Here is a 21,506-nt window from a genome sequence, read left to right as displayed (position 1 = left end):
GTCGCACGCTTCGCGACAGGCTGTTTCATGTTTATATTTCGGTTGAATGCTACGGCCGGGAAACGTTGTTCATATGCGGGTGACGGGCGTTCGTGCCAAATGCCGGGCCGCCGTTTGCGCCCCCGGTTACGCCGCTGCCGTGGACACCACCGCTGTGGGTGCCGTTGCCTTGAAGGCTGCTGCCATGGATGCCGCCACTATAAGCACCGTTACCATGGAGGCCGTTGTCTCCGGCATTGCCTGCCGTTCCCTCATAGCCGGCATTGCGGTGTCCGTCTTCGGCCGTCGGGAAGATCCGGTTCACGATCGCGTTAAACTCGGTCAGGAGCCCTTGGATCGGGTGCCCTTGCCGCACTTGCTCGGCGTAGCCGCGCATCCGGTCGCCCCATTCGGGATTGGACGACACGTACACGTGGTCCGTGGCCGGCGACATTGTTTTGACTTCGTCGGCGATCTCGCCCTTCAGCGTGCTCGAGAGCTCATGGTCTCCATGTCCTTCGGACATGATCGCGACGTAGGCATTGCGATCGGAGCGGACGACGTAAGCCGATTGTACGTCGGACCGCGCGGCGAGTTTATCCGCGATCTTCTGGTCCATCTCCAGGTGGCTGTTGCCGTGAAGGCCGACCACATTGTTGTTCATTCGCTGCGTGCCGTGCATGCGGTTCATTTCGTTGCGACCGTCGTCGGAGAACCGGTCATTGATACTCTGAGGCTTGATGTTCGAATTGCCGACGTCGCCCTGCTTGCTCGCGCATCCTGCCATCGTCAGCGACGTCGTCAATACGAGCGCGGCCGCCATTGCCCTTTGCCACATCAGATCCGACTCCCCTTTGTCTCCATGCTTGGAATGTTTGGAATTGAAAGTGTTGCGCCAATCGTTAGCATCACCAACGCGATGAGGCGCTATGCGTTTTTTCCACCCGTTAAGGCAACTTGCGAGCATATCGTCGGTCTCGGCGGAATGGCTGGGATGAGCTTTAAAAAAAGTTTCCCCGATGAGGCGCAACAAAAAGCAGCCTGCCCTCTAATGGAGACAGACTGCTTTTTTCGCTTCAAGGCTTAAGCATGACATCCAAATAGTCGATTTCCGCTGAATTCGCGCCTTTGGTAAACCGGATTTTCTTGTGTCCGGCGGTCAACTTTTTGCGCTTATCCAAAAACCAACTGTTCTCCGTCGGCATTAGGCTAGCTCTTGCCGCACGCACGGACGCGACCGATCCCGCCTTCCCAGCGCGCATGAGCGTTCGGGCATCTCTATATTCCGGAAAAAATCGGACCACATGCGCGACGCACAACCTGACCTTATTCTTTCGGCTTGCCTCTATGAGTTCCAAACAATCGGCTTCTGTAAGCGCAAGCGGTTTTTCGCAAATCACGTGTTTTCCGGCGTTCAGCGCCTGCAGCACGTATTCCTTATGCAAATAAGTCGGCAAAGTCACGCAGACGATATCCAGATCCGGACGCGCGATCATCTCGCCGTAGGACTCGTGGACGCCGGCATGCAGCAACTCAGCTAAACGCGCTGCCTTAGCCCGCTCGGGATGGCAGACTGCGGTCACCCGTACCCCATTCATCCATGCCAAACGATCGGCATAAACGCTTCCCATTGCGCCGCACCCGATTAAACCGATGTTCATCTCTTCCATCCTCCTTTTGTTTCTTTTATTTTAAAGATCTCCGCCAAAAGGATGGTCAAATTTGTTAGGCAAGCAGTCAATTCTGATATTTTGAAAAGAACGCCAAAAAGCGGGATGCCTCGGCTTCCGGAATCTAAGCCGCGGCATCCCGCTTATTCTGTTGGGTCTTGGTTATTCGGACGCGCTTTGCCTTCGGGATCGTTATCTCGGCGTCAACCGGCGGAAATGCTCGCGGGTGACGGTGCCGATCGGCGTCTCGCCCTTCGTGAACCGATGCAGCTCGTCGACGATAAAATCGCACAGATCGCGCTTCAGGAGGCCGTGGAAGCCGCCGATATGCGGCAGGCAGAGCACGTTGTCCATCGAGAGCCATTCGTGCTCCCGCGGCAGCGGCTCCGACGCGTATACGTCGAGCGCCGCGAATATGCGCCCGCCTTGCAGCTCGTCCGCCAGCGCCTGCTCCTGCACGATCGGGCCGCGCGCCGTGTTGACGAACAGCGCTCCGTCGCGCAGGCGCGTGAGCTGCTCCGCGCCGATCATGCCCTCTGTCCGCGGCGTCCACGTATTGTGCAGCGAGACGATATCGCTGCGCTCGAACAGCTCGTTCAAGCCCACGAGCTCCGCGCCCAGCGCGGCCGCCTCCTCCGGCGGGCAATAGCCCGAATGGATAAGCAGCCGGACGTCGAACGGCTTCAGCATGGCGATGACCTGCTTCGAGATCTCGCCGTAGCCGACGATGCCGACGGTTCTGCTCGTCACGCCGAGCACGGATTCGCGGTTGTTGTTGCTCCACTGTCCGCGCTTCAGCCTGGCGGCGTAGCCGGCGTGATTCCAGGCGCCTGCCAGGATGAGCGATACGGCGAGCTCGGCGGTCGAACGTCCGAGCACCGTGTTGGCGCTCGTCACGACGATCGGCGTATCGAACACGTCGTCGCCGACGATCGAGGCGACGCTGCCGGCGCCATGGCCGATGAACTTCAGCTTGCCGGCGGACGCGAGCGCGTCCGGCGAGAAAAACGGCGATCCCCACGACGTGATGCAGGCGTCGTAATCGCCGATCCGCTCGGCCAGCGCCGCAGTGTCGAACGGCTGCCCCGGCTCGACGAAGTCGGCTTCGGAAAAGCTTGCCAGCTTGTCGCGGACCGCGGGCCGCCAGAACAGCTCCAGCAGTCCAAGATCCGCAATCGTAACCAATGTTTTCATATTGCGTCCCTCATTTCCCAAGTTGGTCTAAAATATCGCGCATCTTCGCCGCATAGGCGGGAAAAATCGTCTCGGGCTCCATGCCCGGCGCCTGCAGCTCGGGCCGCCATTTGGTCTCCCACTCCAGGGAGTAGCTGCCCGAATAGCCCGCGCGCTCCAGCGTTTCTACGATAGAAACGACCGGAACCCGGCCCTCTCCGATCCGCGTGTACTTCCAGCTGCTCCGCATCGGATCCTCGAACGGGACGCCGTCCTTCATATGGACGTGGGCGCACTGCGCACCCAGCAGCGCCACCGTCTCCTCCGGCTGCTCGCCCTCTTCGAGCGGGTGGATGATATCGTAGATGACCGCGCAGTTGTCGCGCCCCACATCGTCCAGCAGCTTGCGGAGCGAGCGGCCGGTCGCGAACTCGTTGTGCGTCTCGATCCAGATCGGCACGCCGAGCGGCACCGCATCGTCGCAGGCGGCCGCGATATGCGCGACAAGCGCCCCGTAGGGGATGGCCGGCATAATCTGGTCCCTTCGTTCGGTGAAGTAGCCGAGGAAAATCCGTACGCCACCCGCCTGCAGGTCATGCGCCAGCCTGACCGAGCGCCGCAAGTTTTCGAGCTGCGCCTCATCGCTGTCAAGACCGGTAAGACAAACGCCAGAGGCGATGTCGGTCGCCCGGACGCCGGCCCGTTCAAAGCTGCGGAATGCCGACTTGCGCGCCTCGGCCGTCATGTCCGTGGATACGCCCCATGACGCGCCCTCCCTGAGCTCCATCCCGCCGAAGCCCCAGCGGACGGCCAGCTCCAGCATCTGGTCCAATGTCAGGCCCTCGCAAGGGAGCGTGCTGAATGCCAATCGATTCATGCCGCACCTCACTTTCGTTTTCGTCTCTCGCAACCGGACATGATGATTATGGCAGGGCTTTCAGGGGGATCGCCTCCCTTTTTCCGCGCTTCTTTTGAACATTTCCGAGAATCCGTGTACGATGATAGGAATAGAACGAGACGCAGCGGAGGTCCTATGCCCGATTATCCGATTTACGGCTCCAAAGAGATGCTGGACGACGCGTTTCCCTTTAAGATCGAGATTCGGCGGCCCCGGACGATGAACGACGTTTTGCACGCGCACGAGCATCTGCAGCTTTGCTATATGCGCTCCGGCAGCTGCCTTCATTGGGCGGGCGGACAGTGCCACGTGCTGGCCAAAGGCGACCTTTTTTCGATTCCGCCCTTTCAGGAGCATCGGCTTGAGCGGCGCGAAGGGATGGACTTCGTCATGTACCAGGTCGACTTCATGCCTCATGCGATCCATGAGAGCCTGCGGGACCTGGCAAGCATCGAGACATTCGTCGACTTCGCCTTCATCCGCCCGCTTATCGCCGAGGCCGACCTGATGCCCAAGATGACGCTGACGCTGCCCGCGCAGGCCGTCGTCGAAAGCTTGCTGGACGTCATCGCGGCCGAGTGGGAGGAAAAAGAGGAAGGCTATCGGCTCGCGATCCGGGCCGAGCTGCTCAAGCTGCTCGTGCTGACCTGCCGGCAGTACAAACGATATTCCGGCGCCGAGAGCCCCCGCGAGCGGCAGCAGGTCGCTTACCACCGCAAAGCTTTTTTCGAAACGATCGCCTATATGGAGTCGCACTACGACGAGGACCTTCATCTGGAGGATATGGCGGCCAGGGCGCTTATGGCGCCGTCTTACTTCAGCAACCTGCTGAAGCTGGTCAAGGGCAAATCGTACATCGAGCTGCTGTCCGCGCTCCGCATCCAGGCGGCCATGGAGCTGCTGCTGGGCACGGACCTCAGCGTGACCGAGATCGCGACGCGCGCGGGCTACAATCATATCAGCCATTTCAACCGCACCTTTAAAAAGCACACCGGGCTCACGCCGGGCGATTATCGCAAGCATCAGGCCTGATCCCGATCGCCTGCGGCAGTCAGATCGTTCATGTTCTAATGACATCCTTTATGTTCGCGCCGATCTGCTGCTTCTATAATAGAAACAAAGCTTAAGCGAGCAGCGAAATCGGAGGATGCGGACGATGACGAAAATGAAGGTCGGATTGCAATTGTATACGTTAAGGGACGAGCTGGAGCGGGACTTCGAGCAAACGCTGCGGCGGGTGGCCGAGCTAGGCTACGAGGGCGTCGAATTCGCGGGCTATTACGGATATGACCCGGAGCGGCTGCGCGAGTTGATGGATGGGCTGTCGCTGAAGACGGTCAGCACGCACGTGAACGTGAACCGGCTGCGCCATCACCTGGACGAGGAGCTTGCCATGAGCGCTGCTCTTGGCAACCGCTTCGCCGTCTGCCCGGGGATCACCGCATCGGAGCGAATGCCTCTGCCGGAAGCGGCGGCTTTTTTTGAAGCTTGCGGCACGCGCTTCGCGGAGCAGGGGATTACGTTCGGCTTCCACAACCATTGGATCGAATTTACGGAGACGTACGAGGACGAGCGGTGGTTCGACGCGTTCTTCGGCCGCGTCTCGCCCGGCTTCATGAAGAGCGAGCTCGACGTATGCTGGGTCGCGCACGGTGGATGCGATCCGGTTGCATATATTCGGAAATACGCGGGACGCGTGCCGCTTATCCATCTGAAGGATATGCGCAAATCCCCGGCCGGCGAAGTCGAGACGGTGGAGCTCGGGCGCGGCGACATGGATCTGCCCGCCGTGCTGGCGGCGTCCGAAGCGGCCGGCACCGAATGGCTCATCGTGGAGCAGGACGACTGCGCGGGTCCGGCGCTCGAGAGCGTTCGCGTCAGCAGGGAGTGGCTTCGCGAGCGCGGTTATTAACGACGAACGAATGCTTGCGGCGGGGAGCCTGCGAAGCCGCAATGCCCGAGTCGGAGGAGGGAGAACCGCCATGTCGAACGATCAGCAGCTGCGCGCCGATCCGCTTTACGTCGGCATGGCGCATCACAAGAGGCGGTCCCGCAATCCTGTACAGCAGTTATATACATACGTAATTCGGCTGCAAACGAGCGGCAGCTGCGAGGCGCTGATCGACGGCGAATTCTCCGAAATTTTTCCCGGCGACCTGCTCCTATTCAGGCCCGGCGATCCGTACGAGCTGATCCTGAGGGACAACAGCATCGATTATTACGTCATCTGCACGGGCACATGGATCGATGAATGGTGGGCGCGCTTCGACCCGCCGAGAAAAACCGCCGTCCCGCTCGACGACGAGCTGCTGAAGTTATGGAGCCGGCTCGAGCGGGAAACGCTCCGGTCCGGCAACGCGAGAGACGAGCTGACCGATTACCTGCTGCGCGCCTTCTGCCTGTCGCTGCAGCGGCTGTACGAGACGGCCGGTACGGAAAAGGCCTCTACTCCCGCTTATGTCGCTTACAGCATCAAGCGTTTCATCGACCAGCACGCGGCCGAGGCGCTGACGCTCGAGCAGATCGCGAGACACGCCGGGGTCAGCGTATCCCGCACCGTGTCGCTGTTCAAGCGCTGCTTCAACCAATCGATCATGAGTTACGCGATCGAAGTCCGTCTCGCGACCGCCTGCGAGCGCATCCGGCACACGTCCATGTCGCTCGATGCCGTCGCGGCGTCCTGCGGCTTCAACAGCTACACCTACTTCCATCGGCAATTCCGCATGCGCTACGGACTGTCCCCCCGCCAATACCGGGAGGAGCAGCAGAAGCGCGCGAGCTTACCGACGACTTGAGCATCCATGTGCGCCCTTTCTCGGCAATCGGCCGAGAGGGGGCTTTTTTGGCATTCGCGGCAGCGACCGAGTTACACGGAAAAACCGTGTTACGGCCCCGGCGAGGGCCATGAGTGGCCGAGTTACACGGTAAAAGACGGTACCTTTAGAACCTCTGACTGCTTCCTCCTATCACCTCTCGCCCCCTTCCCGGTACCTTCCCGGTACCTTCACGCCCTCTCCCCGAATTTCCCCTTCCGCCCGGCGAATAGCCCCTCTCGCATCCGCAGCTCAAGCTGCAATTCGCCCCTATTCACACTTTCAGCAATCGGTCAGCTTCGGCTCACCCTTCCTTCAGCCTGCGTTCAAGGTCGATTCAGTTCCCTCCGCGATAATGAATCCCGTACAGCATACATCCTCTTCATACCGACAGGGAGTGGTCGCCATTAAACGCCTGAAGCGAAAAACCAAAATCATTGCATCCGTCGTCCTGGTCCTCGCGACGCTCGGAACCGTCACGTATAAGCTCGCCGACCGGTACTTGATCGAGCACGTGGAGGTCCGGGTTGCGAGCGCGCAGACTTCGTCGAACGTATCCAATCTGTCGGCCGGCTCTACCGCGGGGACGACCCCGGACGCCTCAACAAACGGTTCTGCGGCAGCCTCGTCATCAACGTCGACGACTGGCTCAGCGTCCGACTCGACGACAGCCTCGACCGGCAGCGTTCAGTCCGACGACTGGAACTACGAGAGCGACAACGAAAAAATCAGCATCCAAAAGGTGCAAAAGGGCTCGGGCGACGACCTGATCACCTACTATGTCGCGGACGTGATCCTCAAAAACGGCACGAGCATCCAAACGGCGTTCGCCAAAGACGCCTTCGGCACGAATATCACGCAAAACACGTCCACCATCGCGGCCAACCACGGCGCCGTATTCGCGATTAACGGCGATTACTACGGCTTCCGCAACGACGGCGTCGTCATTCGTAACGGCACGCTCTACCGGGACGAACCGGCGCGCGAAGGGCTGGCCCTGCTCTCGGACGGATCGATGAAGTCCTATGACGAGGAGGAAGAGACTTCCGCCTCCCTGCTGGCCGACGGCGTGACCAACACCTTCTCGTTCGGCCCGACGCTCGTCCAGAATGGCGTCGCCGTCGACAACTTCGACAACGTCAAGATCGACACCAACTTCGGCAACCGCACGATCGACGGGGCAAATCCGCGGACGGGCATCGGCATGATCGCGCCCAACCACTATGTATTCGTCGTCGTGGACGGACGCTCGTCGGACAGCAGAGGCATGACGCTGAATGAATTTGCGGACCTGTTCGCCGAGCTCGGCGCGACCGAGGCTTACAACCTGGACGGCGGCGGCTCCTCTACGATGTATTTCAACGGCAAGGTCGTGAACAATCCGCAAGGCAAGGAAAAGGAACGGGGCGTAAGCGACATCATCTTTCTTCCCGAATAAGGGCTGACGACAATCTCGCCGAGGAGGCATGGCTATGACGATTTTAATTCCTTCTTACGAACCCGACGAGCGGCTGCTGGGTCTGATTCACGACTTGAAAAAGGTAACCGATACGCCGATCTTGATCGTGGACGACGGCAGCGGGGACAAATACAACGGCATTTTCCAATCGGCGCGGGAGGCCGGATGCACCGTTTTGACGCATGAAGATAACAAAGGCAAGGGCAAGGCGTTAAAAACCGGCTTCGACTTTATTAAGCGCACGGGCGACACGGAAGGCGTCGTATGCGCGGACAGCGACGGGCAGCATCTGCCCCACGATATTATGCGAATCGCGCAAAAGGTTCGCACGCACCGGCGCCATATCGTACTCGGCAGCCGTCGCTTCACCGGCAAAGTGCCGCTGCGCAGCCGCTTCGGCAACTCGGCCACCCGATTGATATACGCTTTTGCGACGGGTGCGCCCATTCAGGACACGCAGACCGGTCTGCGCGGATATTCGACCGATATGCTCGATTGGCTCTGCCGCGTGCCCGGGGAGCGGTTCGAGTACGAGATGAACATGCTGCTCGCCTCCAAGCCGGCGGGATACGCGACCGTCGAGGTGCCGATCGACACCGTCTACCTCGACGACAACAAGTCCTCGCATTTCCGTCCGCTCGCCGACTCGGCACGCATTTACTTTCCGTTTCTCAAGTTCGGCGCATCGTCCGTTCTGTCGGCTGCGCTCGACTTCACCCTGCTGTTCCTGCTGCAATGGATAACGTCCAACCTGCTGGTCGCCGTCGTCGGCGCCCGCATTTTCAGCTCCGCCTTTAATTATGCGATGAACCGCAAATTCGTGTTCGGCGGCAAGCGTACGGGTGTCCGACGCTCTCTCCCCCGCTACTATGCATTGGCCGTCATTATTCTGATCTTCAATTATGCGCTGCTTTATTCGCTCCACGAGACGATCGGCTTCCCGCTCTTTGCCTCCAAGCTGCTGACCGAAGGTTTGCTGTTTCTGTTCAGCTACTGGTGGCAGCGGAGATACGTCTACTGATCGGTCGCTCTCGGCAATACCGGAGGCTTCTCGTGCTGACGCCTCATCAGCATGAACTGCTTGGCCAAATATAGCGGCGTGTAGGGCATGTCGTTGCGCAGCCATGAGATAATCGTGCCGATCAATGCCGAGGAGCCGTACCAGACGACGACATCCCGCTGGATGCCCAGGGCGGCAAGGTTCGCTTCCCCCTCCGGGCTGTCGATTCGCTCCACGACCATATCGGTCAGCAGCCTTAAAAATTTCTCCGTAAAAACCGTCGTCCGCCTGGTCGTCAAAATGACCTTGTAAAACCGGAAGTTCTCGGCGATATGCTCCAGCAGATTGACCATCAGCGGCCAGCCTTCGGCCTGTTGGGCGGGACTTTGCCGGGCTGCGGGCGATTGCAGGATCGCGCGCAGGTCCTCGATCATCTCGTCCGCCATCTTTTCCATCATGTCCGGGATGTCCCGGTAATGCAGGTAGAACGTCACCCGGTTGATCGTAGCGCGCTCTGCCAGTCGGTTCACCGAGATTTTCTCGACGTCCATCTCCTCCAGCAGTTCGACTAATGCATCGCGCAGCATGCGGCGCGTGCGAACGATACGGGGATCGGTGCGCGGCGTGGCCTGACTCATAGTAACCCTCCAATCGAATTCCGCTGGCTGGACTACAGTTCCTCTTCGTTTTGTCTATCATATCGAAACTAAACGACGAGATTCCGTTTCCATGCGAGATAATTTACAATCCATCGATTACTGTCGATTGCAAAGCTCGCAGATCCGGTTAAAATCTAATTTATGCCGTGTTAATTATATTACACTGTGTAAATTTAGTCCACCGCGGACTTGAGAGGGATGAGGCAGTTGAGTAAAACCTTGGTTGGTGAGGGCGGTTCGCTTAAAAAGGGGCCGATCCTGTTCATCATGATTCTGGGGGCATTCCTTGCGACCTTGAATCAGACGATCATGAGCGTCGCTACGCCGGAACTGATGACTGACTTCGGAATTTCGGCCACGACGGCGCAATGGCTGACGACCGGATATATGCTGGTCAATGGCGTGCTGATTCCGATTACGGCCTTTTTAATGCAGCGGTTCACGACCCGGGAGCTGTTCCAGGCTTCCATGATTATTTTCCTGGCAGGTACGATCGTGTCGGCTGTCGCAACCGGCTTCCCGGTGCTGCTGACCGGACGCCTCATACAAGCGGCCGGTGCCGGTATTATTATGCCGCTGCTGATGAACGTCATTCTGACTCTGTTCCCGCCCAACAAACGCGGCGCGGCAATGGGCATGGTCGGTTTCGCCATCATCTTCGCGCCTGCGATCGGACCGACGCTTGCCGGGTACGTCCTCGAGAACTTCCCTTGGGAAACGATGTTCTACGGCATGCTGCCGTTTGTCGTACTCGTCATCATTTTGGGCTTTATCTATCTTCGCAACGTGTCGGAGCGGTCGTTCCCGAAAATCGATATCGTCAGCGTGCTTCTGTCCACGATCGGCTTTGGCGCCGTGCTATTCGGTTTTAGCCGGGCAGGCAGCCTGGGATGGTCGAGCACCGAGGTCATCACGTATTTGATCGCGGGCGTCGTCGCCTTAGTTCTCTTTACTTGGCGTCAACTGGCGTCCGACAATCCGCTGCTCGATCTTCGCGCTTTCAGGTACGACATGTTCACGCTCACGACCATCATCAACATCGCCGTCACGATGATGATGTACGCGGACATGATGCTGCTGCCGCTGTATTTGCAGAACGCACGGGGTTACACCGCGCTGGAGTCCGGCCTGCTGATGCTCCCCGGTTCGCTCCTGATGGGCTTCATGATGCCGATCACAGGCAAGCTGTTCGACCGCTTCGGCGCGAAGTGGCTGTCCGTCATCGGCATGGCCATCACGATCGGCACGACGATCGGCTTTATGAACTTGACCGACTCGACCAGTTATACGTACCTGGTGCTCATGTCGACGGGCCGACGTATCGGCATGGCGATGTTCCTGATGCCGATCACGACGGCGGGTCTCAACCAGCTGCCGCCGCGGCTCGGCGCCCACGGCACGGCGATCTCGAATACGATCAAGCAGGTTGCAGGCGCCATCGGCACCTCGCTGTTGGTCACCGTGATGACGGACCGCACCAAGACGCACTACACGGAGATGGCTGCCGCCGGCGGCACCGACCAGGCGCATATGTCGATGGAAGCGATGATCCAGGGCATCAACGATGCGTACCTCGTTATCGTCGCAATCGGCGTTGTCGGCCTGCTGCTCTCCTTTTTCATCAAACGCAAGGATCATCCGCACGAGGTCAAGGACCTGTCAGCGCGGACGGAAGTCAAAGTTCAGGAAGCATAATCGCCTGCCGAGATTGCCAAAGAAGCCGGATCCGCACATGCGGAGCCGGCTTTTGCACAATAGCAATCGATAAGAAACCGCCACGCATTTCTAATGATAGAATGCATACATAAAGGAGGCTGCATGCATATGGGACGCGTAATTCTGCAAATGAATGTGACGTTGGACGGTTGCTGCGACCACAGACAGGCGATTGCGGATGAGGAACTTCACCAGTACTCGGAGGATCTGATGGACCGGACCGATGGCGGGCTGTTCGGACGAGAAACTTACCAACTGATGGAAAGTGCCTGGCCAGCCATCGCCAGCAGCGGCAAAGGACCTCCATTCCTGGTCGACTTCGCACGCAAGCTCGATCAAAAACCCAAGTACGTCTTCTCGAGGACGCTGGATCACGTGTCGTGGCACAACTCCTTTTTGTTGAAAGGACCCGTTTCCGAGGAAGTGCCGAAGCTTCTGGCGGAAGGGAAAACGCTGCTCGTTAACGGCGGTCCGGGCCTCGGTTCGACCCTGGCGCAGCTAGGCTTGGTAGATGAGTATCACTTCCTGGTACAGCCCATCGTTGCCGGACATGGCCCCCGGTTGTTGGGTGGCATTCGCGACCGACTCAATCTGATACTGATCGATACCAAACGCTTCGACTCCGGCGTCATGGCGCTCAGCTACACGCCTGTTCGTTGATCGCTTGCATGCCCGGACTCCACTCGACCGCCCTTCAATTATAGGATGCTTAACAATAGCGCAGAAATGCGCTATTTTCATATGCACGGACTCCACTCGCCCGTCCACGCCATTCACGTGATACCCAAGATCGTTTTTTTGAGGCATTTAAAGCGGGTAGTAACTAGAATACGCTAGAATATTCGGTTTTTCCAGGCATCTCGTAAGGAGTCGATCCCATGAAAAATCAAAAAAACAGAAAATCAACCTGGGGATGGTACGCGGTAAAGGTATTGTACGAAGCCGTCATAACCGGCCATCCTGATCCTGCAACGATAGACGAAAACTATTCCAACACGCATAAGTCATTCGAAGAAAGCATTCTCCTCGTAAATGCGCAGTCGCCCGACCACGCTTATACTATCGCCGAAAAGAAAGCCAAGCAGAATGAAATGGATTATGAAAATCCATATGGCGAAACGGTCGAATGGATTTTCGTCCGGTCTTTAGATTGTTTCATCTTATTTGATGAAAATCTGCAATCAGGCACGGAGCTGTATTCGCGAGCTTTGCGCGTACCCAAAGATGTCCCCAACGAGACGGTCATCGCTCACTATTATCCGGAGATGGTGCACGAACATGTCGTCGATCACAACTTTATTTTGAGAAATAGCCTTTTCAATTCAAAGCCGCATTCCCCTAACTGACGACCTGTCGCGTACCGCTCCACTTATCGTGGAACGGCATGCGCCGACGGCTCAAGACGCAGCGGATCCCATGGATGCCGAGCCAGACGTCCATCGCGAACAGTCCGACGGCGTAAGGGATGAGGACGAGCGGCGAAAAGTCGCGGACGGCCACGATCGGATAGGTCAGGTTGATGCCGCCGGCCAGCAGATACAACAAGCCGTACCGCACGATCAGCTCCCGCAGCGATACGCGCTCCCCTTTTCCGCGCACGCGGATGCGCACGACCCATTTGCCGGCCGTCCGGCCGTTCGTCGCATAAGGAATGACGATAAAATAAACGATGACGATGAAGCCGAAGACGTAAAGGATCGGTAAGCGAAGCATCCCCAAAACGGCGCAAACCGGCAGCAGCAAGCACCAATCGATTCCGGCGGCGATCGCTCTTCGGGTGTAGCTCACCCGCTTCAGCGATAGGTCGACTCCCGCGTCCAGCCGGTCGATTCGGGGCAGGAGGCTTGCGAACCATTGCGCCAATACATATCCGACCATTCCCCCGGCCGTATTGGTCATCAGATCGTCGACATCGAACAGCCTGTACGGATAATCGTAGATGCCGAAGATGCCCGTCACCTGCGTCGTCTCGAACAATAAGGACAAGCCGAAGGACAACAGCAAGCAGCGAACCCAGTGAGCTCTCAAATAATAGCGGAGGAACAGCCCGAACGGAATCGTCAGCAGCACGTTAAAGGCCACCTGGAGCACCGCCCGCTCGATCAGCAGATGCGGATACGTCGACGGACGATCGAGCGAGACACCCGTTTCCCTAACGATATCGGTCAGGAAGTGAAACGGAATCCATTGGAAGTACGAGCCCGCATCCGGCGGCGCATTGTGGATCGACGACGGCAGCGGCAGCAAGATTAAAAACACGGCGTTCAGCAGGTACAGCAGCAGCAGGTACAGGATCAACGCCCGCCATTTGTGGACATAGCCATGGCGCCGGTACTGCACGACCAGGAACGGAACGGTAAAGATCGCGGCCGCAATCGGAAAACTTAAGAAAGCATAGGAAATGGGAAACAAATAAGAGCCGATCATCAGCGAACACCTGCCATTTACATTTTCAGGCTTAACTATACCGCATTCCGGATTCGAGCGCCCCCGCTTCAGGTCGATTGCAAAGAATCGAAATCATTCATGCGCGCGTCGGGGCTTGCTTGTTTAAGCAATGAGAATATTCAGCATACATGCCAATTTCGCCCCGGATATCCCGCATGTTACGTTATTTCTGCGCCAAACGGTACGAAGAGCTTGGAAAAGAAACATAAGCCGGCGACTTGCGCGAATAAGGGGGTGGCGGATGGAGCCCCGGCGAACCAGAACGGATCGGATGTGACGGCAAATTTGGAAGCGTTAACAAATCGAGGAGGGATACGATGAAAAAATTAGTATCGCTGATCGTACTGCTGCTACTGCTGACGGATGCAGGCGCCGCCTTCGCCGCGCCCAAGATCAATACGTTCGAGCGTCCGGCCAGAGGCAGCGCCTATACGCTGAGCCAGTGGGCGCTCGACGGATGGAACGCGCCTTGGGACAACGGCATGAGCACGCGCACCTGGATTGACGGCTACAACTTCAACCATTCCGGCGGCCAGTCGCTGCGCGTCTTTTATCCGCAAGGTCAGATCGATCCGCCCAATTCAGGCGCCCAGGCGCCGTTCGAGGTGACGCCGGGAAGAGAGTACTATTTGTCTTACTGGGTTCGCTTCAGCAGCGATTACAGTTGGGGAACGACCGAGTTCGCGGGGAAGCTAGGGCTTGGGTTAGCTGGAGGCGGTGCATGTTCGGGCGGAATTCCATGCACGGGCTACAACGGCTTCACCTCGCGCATGATCTGGCGCAGCGGCGGCCAAGCCGCCATTTACTACTATCATATGGACGATGCGGGGCAGTATGGAGACTACGCGGTGCTGAAAAATCCTAACGGCTCCGACATCTACTATCCAAAGGGCACGTGGGTGAACATCGTCCAGCGGCTGAAGGTGAACACGGTGACGAACGGCAACGCCAACCCGGACGGCGAGATCCAGATCTGGTACAACGGCGTATCGGCGGCCAACATTACCGGTCTTCGGTTCGTGCGGAATACGGATCTGGTGGACAAAGCGTACTTCTCCTCGTTCTTCGGCGGCGCTACGTCGTCGTTCGCGCCCGCGAACGACTCGTACGTTTGGTACGACGACCTGAAGGTATCCACGAACCGTGCGGACATCTGCGAGCTCAGTACGGGGGACTGCTTCACGCGCACGTTCCAGGCGGAGGACTACACGTCGATGAGCGGCGTCATGAAGGAGACGACGCCGGATACCGGGGGCGGACAAAACGTCGGCGGCATCGACAGCCAAGATTGGATCGCGTTCAGCAACGTGCAAATTCCGCGGACCGGCACCTATCTCGTGGAATATCGCGTGGCGACGCCGAACAACAACGGCAAGATTTCGCTCGACATTAATTCCGGCGCGACCGTGCTGGGCGAAATCAATGTGCCGAATACCGGCAGCTTCTCCAGCTACCGGACCGTCTCGCACGTCGTGCAGATAACGGCCGGCACTTACCAGTTCGGCCTCTATGCCGTCACGGGCGGCTTCGATATCAACTGGTGGAAGATCACGCAGCTGTATTGATCGTTTGAGGTTGAGCAAGAGGAGGCGGGTTTCCCGTCACCTCTTGTTTGACTTCACAATCCGGCTACTCTTCTTCTCAATTCCTCCATGATAGACGAGCCGGCATCGTTTGGGGAATACAAATTTTTCGTAAAACCGACGGCAAGCCCCAACTCCGGATCGGCGAACGCAATAGAGCCGCCATACCCGCCATGCCCGAATATCACAAGACGGTCGCCCATGATATCGCCCTCTTTCCCGAGTCCATATCCCATTCCTCTGGGCAACGGAACATTGTCCTTCAGTCTTAGCGGCGCTGTCGCGACCTTCATACGCGAATCCGGCAACAGCTGGACGCCGTCGATCCCGCCGGGAAGCAGCGCGGCATAATGCCTGGCCGCCGCCCGGGCCGACATGATGCCGTTGCTGGCCGGTACGCATGCCCGTCTGGCTGCCGGCGTATTCATCCACGCATGCAGCGGACAGATCCAGGCGGGGATGGCCTGCAGAGAATCCGCTTCTTCGGTTGGCTGAACGTAACCAGGCTCCTCGAGAACGGCCACCCGATGTTCCATTCCCTCCGGCAAGCCCACGTACATGTCCGTAATGCCGAGGGGCACGCTAATATCTTCCTTGAGTATCTGCGAAAACGGACGCCCGTCTACCCGGCGCGCAACCTCGCCTAATATCCAGCCATATGTAATCGCATGGTATTCCATACGTTCGCCCGGGGGCCATTGGGGAGTCAGCCTTGCGATCTCCTCGCACATCTTATCCCAATCGCCCACATCCGCAATACCGATCCCCGTCGGCATGTGCGGGATTCCTGTCGTATGGTAAAGCGCATGCCCGATTGTCGCATCCGATTTGCCGTTCACGCCGAATTCGGGCCAAATATCCGCGATTTTCGTATCGTATTGTAATCGTCCACGTTCTGCCAGCAAATGGATTACGGTTGCAACGACACCTTTGGTTGTCGAGAAAACCGGGAAAAGCGTACTCCCATCAACCGCTCTCCCGCTTGCTTGGTCGGCAATTCCGGCATAAGCGTCGACGATGAGCTCGCCCTGATAATACACGGCAAGCTGAAGGCCCCGCTCGTTTCCCTCCTCGACCTTTCGTTCCAAAAGATCTTGCATCGCACGTTGTATGTCTGCCATTTCTCCAACTCCTTAGGACCGGAATCATTGCCGCATGCGCTTGCCCCTCGTTCGTCGCGTCACTTGCCGGGATTCAAGGTTAACTTATAAAACTTCTCGGCGTTCTTGCCGAATAAAAAGTCGAGATTTTCTTCGGTCCAACTATCGGGTACGAAATCGATCGTCGCTTGCAAAACCGCATCGTAGGTGGAAGACTCCAGGCAAACCGGCCAATCGCTTCCGTACATGACCCGGTCCGGACCGAACGCTTCCAGAGCGTGGCGGACATAAGGCCGGGCCTCCTTCAACTTCCACTCACGTCCGGGCTCTGCGGAAAAGCCGGATATTTTGGCAAAAATCCCTTCGTGACCGGCTAATTCGGCGAAATGTTCGCTCCAGGGCAGCCAGGCGCTTCGATCGATTTCCGGCTTGGCCAGGTGATCGACGACCGCGCGAAGCTTCGGCACGCGCTCGGCCAGGCGGATCAGGTCGGTGAGATGACGCGGACGCGCTTGAAGGTCGATCGGAAAATCGGCCTCCGAAAGCATCCGGATATTTTCCACAACCGCATCCTGCAGGATCCAGCCGTCGGGAAGATCCTGGATCATCGGGCGTATGCCGACGAATGACGAGTGTTCCCTCAGCTTGACGAATTCCCGTTCCATCCGCGGATCCGTCAGGTCCAGCCATCCTACAACGCCTGCCAGCGTAGGCTCCGACTCGCTCAAGCCTAGCAAATAAAGCGTCTCCTCCACCGAGGGGGCGGCCTGAACGGCGATCGTCGCATCGAATTCATAGCGGGCCAATAACGGCTTAAGGTCATCAGGCCCGTAATCCCGATACAAGATGCCTTTGTCCGGCGTCAGCCATCCGTAGTCCGTCCGCGCGATCGACCAATAGTGCTGGTGAGCATCGATTCTCATTGCGTCCTCTCCTCCTTATGTCAGAGTATAGTCCAGTATTCGCACCCTACGCCATGTACAAAATTCATTTTTACGATGACTTCTCTAAAATCTTGTCCATGCCGCCTGCAAATAACGCCCTTAAACAACGACCTCCAAATCATAAGAAACAAGCCGGCCACGGCCAAGTGCCGGAACCAGCTTGAGGGATAGGACGATTTGAAAATTACGCCTGCCTTGCGGCCTTCAATTTCTCGAGCTCCGACTGGATCTCGTCCCGCTCCGACCATTCCGCCAGATTGACCGACGGACGGCCCGTGGACAGATGCGCTTCGGCGCCCGCCTCCCACCGCATGACCTTTTGTTCGATGCGTCCGAACTCCCTGGAAATTTTGTCGGCATCGCCGTAAGGAACGGCTTTTACCGTTTCCCGGATCGCCGCCGCGGCATTGGCGCGGGCCATGAGGAAGGAAAGCTTATTGTTCAGCTCGCGATGCAGCTCCTGCAGCCGTTCGATCTCCCGGCGCAGATTCGCCGTCTGATTGCGGATGACATCCCGCTGCTCGAGGTAGGTCTGCAGCAGCTTGCCGTGATGCAGCTTCTCCTGCAAGGCCAGCGCAGCGATATCGTCCTGGCCGCGGTCTACGGCCAGCTCCGCCTGCCTCGCGCGCTTGTCCACGAGCTGTCCCGTCTGCGCCACGAGCAGATCGTACTGCTGCTCGGCCGCGAGCTGGGTAGCCAGCGCGCCTCGGGCGCGGTCGATTTGCTCTTCAAACTGCCTGATATAATGACGGGCCATGCTGATCGGATCTTCGATGCGGTCCAGTACCCGGTTGACGTCTGCGATTGCGATATCCTTCATTCTCGAGAAAATTCCCATTTTATCGTTCCTCCTTATATTGGCTGCGTTCCCACTCGTCCAAAAATTGGCCGCGGTTCATGCTGGTCGTATACGGCGACGGTACAGCCTCTTGAGCGGAGGCTTCGAAGGCTTCGTTTCGCTTGATTCTGAACGTCAGCCAGATGACGAGGGCGACGACCGCAAGTCCCCAGAACGGCGTCAGCAGGCTCATCAGAGAGACGGCGGCGATCAGGGCGCCCGCCCATCTTAGCAGACCCTTCGCTTTGAAAAGCACGACGGCGCCGCAGAACAGCACGATGACGCGCAGGACGACCGTCACGATTGGCAGGACGGCGACAGCTTGTCCGTCCGTCGAAGGCGGCTGCCAGCCGCGCCGCCCGAAGCCATGGCCCCATGCCTGCGGATGGGCGACCGCTTCGTGATGGGGCAGCCCGAACAGCTTGGCCACGAGGATCATGAACAAAACGACGAGCGAACCGATGGCGATTCCCTTAAGTATTGAAGCGCGTTTCACGTTCTCACCTCCTTCTCTCACCGGTTGTTCCGGTAAGACAAGGATAGCCCCCCAGGCTGAATGCCGCGTGAATGCCAACTGATGCTTGGTTGAACGGGTACTGAAAATGCGCTTAAAGTGGCTCTAATCACTTTTGTCATCCGGCACAATCGGGGGTTCGTCCGCGATCAGGCTGGCGGCTTTTGTATACTGCGTACTACCGAATGCACAGCCATTTCCTGAAGATTTCTACAAACGGCAAAGCCCGTGTCAGTTTAGCTGATACACGGGCTTCTGGCGCTCACATCGAGCGAATCTCTGGTTATAGGATTGGATAATTCATTTTATAATTTGGGTAGCAATAATAAGGCGGTCTAAGTCCTATTCGAGGCATCTGCCATGAATCCTCAATATAGATCATAGTCACTTTTTCCGTTGAACGATTCACAAGCAATAACTTAACTTCTGGACTAAATTCATATCTCAATCCAAGGACCTCCTTGTATTAAGAATTCGTGGATTCCCCACCGTCCACATGCAGCACTTGACCTGTAACAAAACGCGAATCGTCAGAAGCTAGATAAACATACGTCGGTGCGAGTTCAAATGGATGAGCCACTCGTTCCATGGGGTTAGATGCGCCATAAACAGCCACTTGGTCCGACGAGAAGCTGGCTGCAATGAGTGGCGTCCAGATTCGACCCGGAGCAACGGCGTTTACTCGAATGCCTTGTTTCACAACATTTTTAGCCAAAGCACGTGTCCAACCGACAATTGCGCCTTTTGTGGCTGTATAATCGATCATTTGCTGCTCGCCTACATACGTTACGACGGAAGAAGTACCGATAATGGAACTGCCTGGTTTTAAGTAAGGAATCGCTGCTCTCGTTGTGTAAAAATGTGAGTATATGTTGACTTTGAAGGTGTCGTCGAATTGTTCGTCTGTAATGTCAAGAAGGCTTAGTTGTTGAAATTGGATGCCAACATGGTTACATAAAACGTCCAGGCATCCGAAGGTTTTTACGGTTTGCTCTACAATGGCGATACATTGTTGTTTATCTCGCAAGTCTCCTTGCATCAACAGGCAACGTTGCCCTAGTTCTTCGATTCTTGCTTTTGTTCGATTAGCATCTTCATGTTCGTCCAAGTATGCAATGGCAACGTCAGCACCTTCCTTTGCGAAGGCAATGGCTGCTGCCGCACCAATGCCACTATCCCCTCCCGTAATAAGAGCAACTTTACCCGCTAACTTACCGCTCCCTTTGTAATTCGGATTTTCAATGATTGGAAGCGGCACCATTAATCCCTCTACACCAGGATGACGAAGTTGACGTTGTTCAGGTAAATTAATGGGGATTTCTTCATAACGTGTGATTTTTCCGTAATTCGGATACATGGGATAAGGTTGAGTTATCAGTTTCTCCAGAAACATCTGTTGCAATTGTTTGATTTGTTGCAACTCGCGCTCATCAGATTCTTGTGCCATTTGACTCCCCCCCGCTCAAAAGAAATTTTGTTCGTCTGTTTTCTCGCTCATCGCAGGATTTCAACTTTAACGAGATGACGAAACGACTTGGGAGAGAATGTCAGCTACTTGAGCGCGTATGCGGGAACAGAGCCGTCCCTTCCAGGACGACGACAGTTTCGTCAACCCTTGATGCTTCATTACAGGAATGGCTCCTATTGCACTTATTCCTTGGAATGTTTATGTTGTAACTGCTCATCCAAGTATTTAAAATTATCGTGCTCCTCCATCGTTGGTTATCCTTTATTGTCCCGGTTGAACAACCATTGCTCAAATTCGATTGCCACGATCCGTTCTCCCGTCACGCCCTCCGCGTCCGGTGAAGCGAGGTAGACAATGGGTGCTGCCATAATTTCCGGCGTGAGCAGACGTGTCTGCGGGCCAAGTTCCTTGCGCAGTTCGTCAGGAATCATCCCCGTCACCGTCGCCCCGCCGGGAAGCAGCATATTGACCGCCACGCCGTGTTCCCTTAGGTCTTCTGCCATGATATAAGAGAGCGATTCGGTTGCCGCGCGTGACGGACCGTAAGGCACGAAGCCTTTTCTTTTCATGGTTTCATAGTTCATTGAAATGTTGATAATACGCCCCTTGCCCTGCTCGATCATAAGAGGCGCAAAAGCGCGGGCGACGAGGAAATAGCCCGTCACGTTGGTATCGATTAAATTCCGAAAGCCTTCGGGCGTTACCTGGTAAAAAGGCTGAGGCTCGGTGAGAAAGCGCGGATTTACTGTCTTCATTCCGATGCCGGCGTTGTTCACCAGCACATCGAGCCCGCCCCATTCGCGGCGGACCCAACGTGCAGCTTCCTCTGCTGACTGCTCGGATCGCACGTCAAGCGGCAGGGCGTGCGCATCGTATCCTTTTTCATTAAAGCCTGCAACCGCTTGATCCAGCTTATCTCCCGCTCTAAAGGATACCGCTACCTTGGCCCCTTCCGCCAGCAGCGCTTCCGTCATCGCATAGCCCAGACCGCCGGACGCTCCCGTCACGAGCGCCCGAATGCCTTCCAACCTTTTGTTCGTCATGTTGGACGTCACCCTTTCGTTAATGCGACTTGTATTTTCGCGCCCCCTATTTTACCCAAAGTTTAAAATTAACTTGCTCGAAAGACCTTCCTCGCAGCTATTGGAAAGATATCCAAGCTCCTGCCCCTTAAATTCCTATTGGTTATAGCTGATAGTTTTTGCAGGAGGCTTGAACAATGTCACTTAATTTACGAACCATAC

21 protein-coding genes are annotated in these 21,506 nt (G+C 56.9%); 9 read left to right on the top strand and 12 right to left on the bottom strand.

The window, feature by feature from the left end; all coding sequences use genetic code 11:
• Window positions 1-49: 49 nt before the first annotated feature.
• The 4 genes from KB449_RS06290 to KB449_RS06275 all read right to left on the bottom strand — a co-directional run bounded on the left by KB449_RS06290 (window position 50) and on the right by KB449_RS06275 (window position 3,699).
• Entirely contained in the window at window positions 50-817 is a 768-nt protein-coding gene (locus KB449_RS06290; RefSeq protein WP_282907562.1) for a YhcN/YlaJ family sporulation lipoprotein, read from the bottom strand.
• Window positions 818-1,055: 238 nt separating this feature from the next.
• A complete protein-coding gene (locus KB449_RS06285) occupies window positions 1,056-1,640 on the bottom strand; it encodes a Gfo/Idh/MocA family protein (protein WP_282907561.1) in 585 nt (194 codons plus the stop codon).
• Window positions 1,641-1,841: 201 nt separating this feature from the next.
• Window positions 1,842-2,843, bottom strand: coding sequence for a hydroxyacid dehydrogenase (locus KB449_RS06280; RefSeq protein ID WP_282907560.1), 1,002 nt, complete (start codon window positions 2,841-2,843; stop codon window positions 1,842-1,844).
• Window positions 2,844-2,853: 10 nt separating this feature from the next.
• A complete protein-coding gene (locus tag KB449_RS06275) occupies window positions 2,854-3,699 on the bottom strand; it encodes a sugar phosphate isomerase/epimerase family protein (protein WP_282907559.1) in 846 nt (281 codons plus the stop codon).
• A gap of 156 nt (window positions 3,700-3,855) precedes the next feature.
• On the opposite strand from KB449_RS06275, the gene KB449_RS06270 reads away from it, so the two are divergent.
• The 5 genes from KB449_RS06270 to KB449_RS06250 all read left to right on the top strand — a co-directional run bounded on the left by KB449_RS06270 (window position 3,856) and on the right by KB449_RS06250 (window position 9,013).
• Complete coding sequence (locus tag KB449_RS06270) at window positions 3,856-4,752, top strand: AraC family transcriptional regulator (protein WP_282907558.1); 897 nt, start codon at window positions 3,856-3,858, stop codon at window positions 4,750-4,752.
• 124 nt (window positions 4,753-4,876) lie between these two features.
• Complete coding sequence (locus KB449_RS06265) at window positions 4,877-5,632, top strand: sugar phosphate isomerase/epimerase family protein (RefSeq protein WP_282907557.1); 756 nt, start codon at window positions 4,877-4,879, stop codon at window positions 5,630-5,632.
• Window positions 5,633-5,702: 70 nt separating this feature from the next.
• The gene (locus tag KB449_RS06260; protein WP_282907556.1) at window positions 5,703-6,515 is read left to right on the top strand and encodes an AraC family transcriptional regulator; all 813 of its coding nucleotides are present in this window, start codon (window positions 5,703-5,705) and stop codon (window positions 6,513-6,515) included.
• 415 nt (window positions 6,516-6,930) lie between these two features.
• Complete coding sequence (locus KB449_RS06255) at window positions 6,931-7,971, top strand: phosphodiester glycosidase family protein (RefSeq protein ID WP_282907555.1); 1,041 nt, start codon at window positions 6,931-6,933, stop codon at window positions 7,969-7,971.
• A 34-nt stretch (window positions 7,972-8,005) separates the two neighbouring features.
• The gene (locus tag KB449_RS06250) at window positions 8,006-9,013 is read left to right on the top strand and encodes a bifunctional glycosyltransferase family 2/GtrA family protein (RefSeq protein WP_282907554.1); all 1,008 of its coding nucleotides are present in this window, start codon (window positions 8,006-8,008) and stop codon (window positions 9,011-9,013) included.
• On the opposite strand, the gene KB449_RS06245 is transcribed toward KB449_RS06250, so the two are convergent.
• On the bottom strand, window positions 9,007-9,630 hold the full coding sequence (locus tag KB449_RS06245) for a TetR/AcrR family transcriptional regulator (protein WP_282907553.1): 624 nt from the start codon (window positions 9,628-9,630) through the stop codon (window positions 9,007-9,009). The two genes, KB449_RS06250 and KB449_RS06245, sit on opposite strands and share 7 nt — an antisense overlap.
• A gap of 219 nt (window positions 9,631-9,849) precedes the next feature.
• On the opposite strand from KB449_RS06245, the gene KB449_RS06240 reads away from it, so the two are divergent.
• The 3 genes from KB449_RS06240 to KB449_RS06230 all read left to right on the top strand — a co-directional run bounded on the left by KB449_RS06240 (window position 9,850) and on the right by KB449_RS06230 (window position 12,713).
• On the top strand, window positions 9,850-11,346 hold the full coding sequence (locus tag KB449_RS06240) for a DHA2 family efflux MFS transporter permease subunit (protein WP_434082488.1): 1,497 nt from the start codon (window positions 9,850-9,852) through the stop codon (window positions 11,344-11,346).
• Between the two features lie 129 nt (window positions 11,347-11,475).
• Complete coding sequence (locus tag KB449_RS06235) at window positions 11,476-12,027, top strand: dihydrofolate reductase family protein (protein ID WP_282907552.1); 552 nt, start codon at window positions 11,476-11,478, stop codon at window positions 12,025-12,027.
• A gap of 218 nt (window positions 12,028-12,245) precedes the next feature.
• Entirely contained in the window at window positions 12,246-12,713 is a 468-nt protein-coding gene (locus KB449_RS06230) for a DUF4288 domain-containing protein (protein WP_282907551.1), read from the top strand.
• Here KB449_RS06230 and KB449_RS06225 read toward each other — a convergent pair.
• Window positions 12,706-13,794 carry a VanZ family protein gene (locus tag KB449_RS06225; protein ID WP_282907550.1) on the bottom strand — a complete coding sequence of 363 codons (1,089 nt, stop codon included), beginning with the start codon at window positions 13,792-13,794 and terminating at the stop codon, window positions 12,706-12,708. The genes KB449_RS06230 and KB449_RS06225 overlap by 8 nt on opposite strands.
• Before the next feature lie 338 nt (window positions 13,795-14,132).
• Here KB449_RS06225 and KB449_RS06220 point away from each other — a divergent pair, with 338 nt between their 5' ends.
• Window positions 14,133-15,380: a carbohydrate-binding protein gene (locus KB449_RS06220; RefSeq protein ID WP_282907549.1), complete on the top strand. Its 1,248-nt coding sequence runs from the start codon at window positions 14,133-14,135 to the stop codon at window positions 15,378-15,380.
• Window positions 15,381-15,433: 53 nt separating this feature from the next.
• Here the strand turns inward: KB449_RS06220 and KB449_RS06215 are convergent, their stop codons facing one another.
• From KB449_RS06215 to KB449_RS06190, 6 genes are all read right to left on the bottom strand, one after another.
• A complete protein-coding gene (locus KB449_RS06215; RefSeq protein WP_282907548.1) occupies window positions 15,434-16,519 on the bottom strand; it encodes a serine hydrolase domain-containing protein in 1,086 nt (361 codons plus the stop codon).
• 59 nt (window positions 16,520-16,578) lie between these two features.
• Window positions 16,579-17,421, bottom strand: coding sequence for an amidohydrolase family protein (locus tag KB449_RS06210; RefSeq protein ID WP_282907547.1), 843 nt, complete (start codon window positions 17,419-17,421; stop codon window positions 16,579-16,581).
• Between the two features lie 205 nt (window positions 17,422-17,626).
• Window positions 17,627-18,280: a PspA/IM30 family protein gene (locus KB449_RS06205; RefSeq protein ID WP_282907546.1), complete on the bottom strand. Its 654-nt coding sequence runs from the start codon at window positions 18,278-18,280 to the stop codon at window positions 17,627-17,629.
• A 1-nt stretch (window position 18,281) separates the two neighbouring features.
• Window positions 18,282-18,776 carry a hypothetical protein gene (locus KB449_RS06200; RefSeq protein ID WP_282907545.1) on the bottom strand — a complete coding sequence of 165 codons (495 nt, stop codon included), beginning with the start codon at window positions 18,774-18,776 and terminating at the stop codon, window positions 18,282-18,284.
• A gap of 484 nt (window positions 18,777-19,260) precedes the next feature.
• Window positions 19,261-20,241 (bottom strand): SDR family oxidoreductase, encoded by a 981-nt coding sequence (locus tag KB449_RS06195; protein WP_282907544.1) that lies wholly within the window; start codon window positions 20,239-20,241, stop codon window positions 19,261-19,263.
• A 275-nt stretch (window positions 20,242-20,516) separates the two neighbouring features.
• Window positions 20,517-21,305: an SDR family NAD(P)-dependent oxidoreductase gene (locus KB449_RS06190; RefSeq protein ID WP_282907543.1), complete on the bottom strand. Its 789-nt coding sequence runs from the start codon at window positions 21,303-21,305 to the stop codon at window positions 20,517-20,519.
• Between the last annotated feature and the right edge of the window lie 201 nt (window positions 21,306-21,506).

Origin of the sequence: Cohnella hashimotonis (genome assembly GCF_030014955.1) — a bacterium.
GTDB classification, from domain to species: domain Bacteria; phylum Bacillota; class Bacilli; order Paenibacillales; family Paenibacillaceae; genus Cohnella; species Cohnella hashimotonis.
Note: the sequence above shows the minus strand (reverse complement) of the source record. Positions and strands in the feature narration are given on the sequence as shown.

What these genes read in the sequence shown, in the direction of transcription:
- KB449_RS06290 (WP_282907562.1), bottom strand. Translation starts at nt 817, where the DNA reads ATGTGGCAAAGGGCAATGGCGGCCGCGCTCGTATTGACGACGTCGCTG.
- KB449_RS06285 (WP_282907561.1), bottom strand. Translation starts at nt 1,640, where the DNA reads ATGAACATCGGTTTAATCGGGTGCGGCGCAATGGGAAGCGTTTATGCC.
- KB449_RS06280 (WP_282907560.1), bottom strand. Translation starts at nt 2,843, where the DNA reads ATGAAAACATTGGTTACGATTGCGGATCTTGGACTGCTGGAGCTGTTC.
- KB449_RS06275 (WP_282907559.1), bottom strand. Translation starts at nt 3,699, where the DNA reads ATGAATCGATTGGCATTCAGCACGCTCCCTTGCGAGGGCCTGACATTG.
- KB449_RS06270 (WP_282907558.1), top strand. Translation starts at nt 3,856, where the DNA reads ATGCCCGATTATCCGATTTACGGCTCCAAAGAGATGCTGGACGACGCG.
- KB449_RS06265 (WP_282907557.1), top strand. Translation starts at nt 4,877, where the DNA reads ATGACGAAAATGAAGGTCGGATTGCAATTGTATACGTTAAGGGACGAG.
- KB449_RS06260 (WP_282907556.1), top strand. Translation starts at nt 5,703, where the DNA reads ATGTCGAACGATCAGCAGCTGCGCGCCGATCCGCTTTACGTCGGCATG.
- KB449_RS06250 (WP_282907554.1), top strand. Translation starts at nt 8,006, where the DNA reads ATGACGATTTTAATTCCTTCTTACGAACCCGACGAGCGGCTGCTGGGT.
- KB449_RS06245 (WP_282907553.1), bottom strand. Translation starts at nt 9,630, where the DNA reads ATGAGTCAGGCCACGCCGCGCACCGATCCCCGTATCGTTCGCACGCGC.
- KB449_RS06240 (WP_434082488.1), top strand. Translation starts at nt 9,850, where the DNA reads ATGAGGCAGTTGAGTAAAACCTTGGTTGGTGAGGGCGGTTCGCTTAAA.
- KB449_RS06235 (WP_282907552.1), top strand. Translation starts at nt 11,476, where the DNA reads ATGGGACGCGTAATTCTGCAAATGAATGTGACGTTGGACGGTTGCTGC.
- KB449_RS06230 (WP_282907551.1), top strand. Translation starts at nt 12,246, where the DNA reads ATGAAAAATCAAAAAAACAGAAAATCAACCTGGGGATGGTACGCGGTA.
- KB449_RS06225 (WP_282907550.1), bottom strand. Translation starts at nt 13,794, where the DNA reads ATGATCGGCTCTTATTTGTTTCCCATTTCCTATGCTTTCTTAAGTTTT.
- KB449_RS06220 (WP_282907549.1), top strand. Translation starts at nt 14,133, where the DNA reads ATGAAAAAATTAGTATCGCTGATCGTACTGCTGCTACTGCTGACGGAT.
- KB449_RS06215 (WP_282907548.1), bottom strand. Translation starts at nt 16,519, where the DNA reads ATGGCAGACATACAACGTGCGATGCAAGATCTTTTGGAACGAAAGGTC.
- KB449_RS06210 (WP_282907547.1), bottom strand. Translation starts at nt 17,421, where the DNA reads ATGAGAATCGATGCTCACCAGCACTATTGGTCGATCGCGCGGACGGAC.
- KB449_RS06205 (WP_282907546.1), bottom strand. Translation starts at nt 18,280, where the DNA reads ATGGGAATTTTCTCGAGAATGAAGGATATCGCAATCGCAGACGTCAAC.
- KB449_RS06195 (WP_282907544.1), bottom strand. Translation starts at nt 20,241, where the DNA reads ATGGCACAAGAATCTGATGAGCGCGAGTTGCAACAAATCAAACAATTG.
- KB449_RS06190 (WP_282907543.1), bottom strand. Translation starts at nt 21,305, where the DNA reads ATGACGAACAAAAGGTTGGAAGGCATTCGGGCGCTCGTGACGGGAGCG.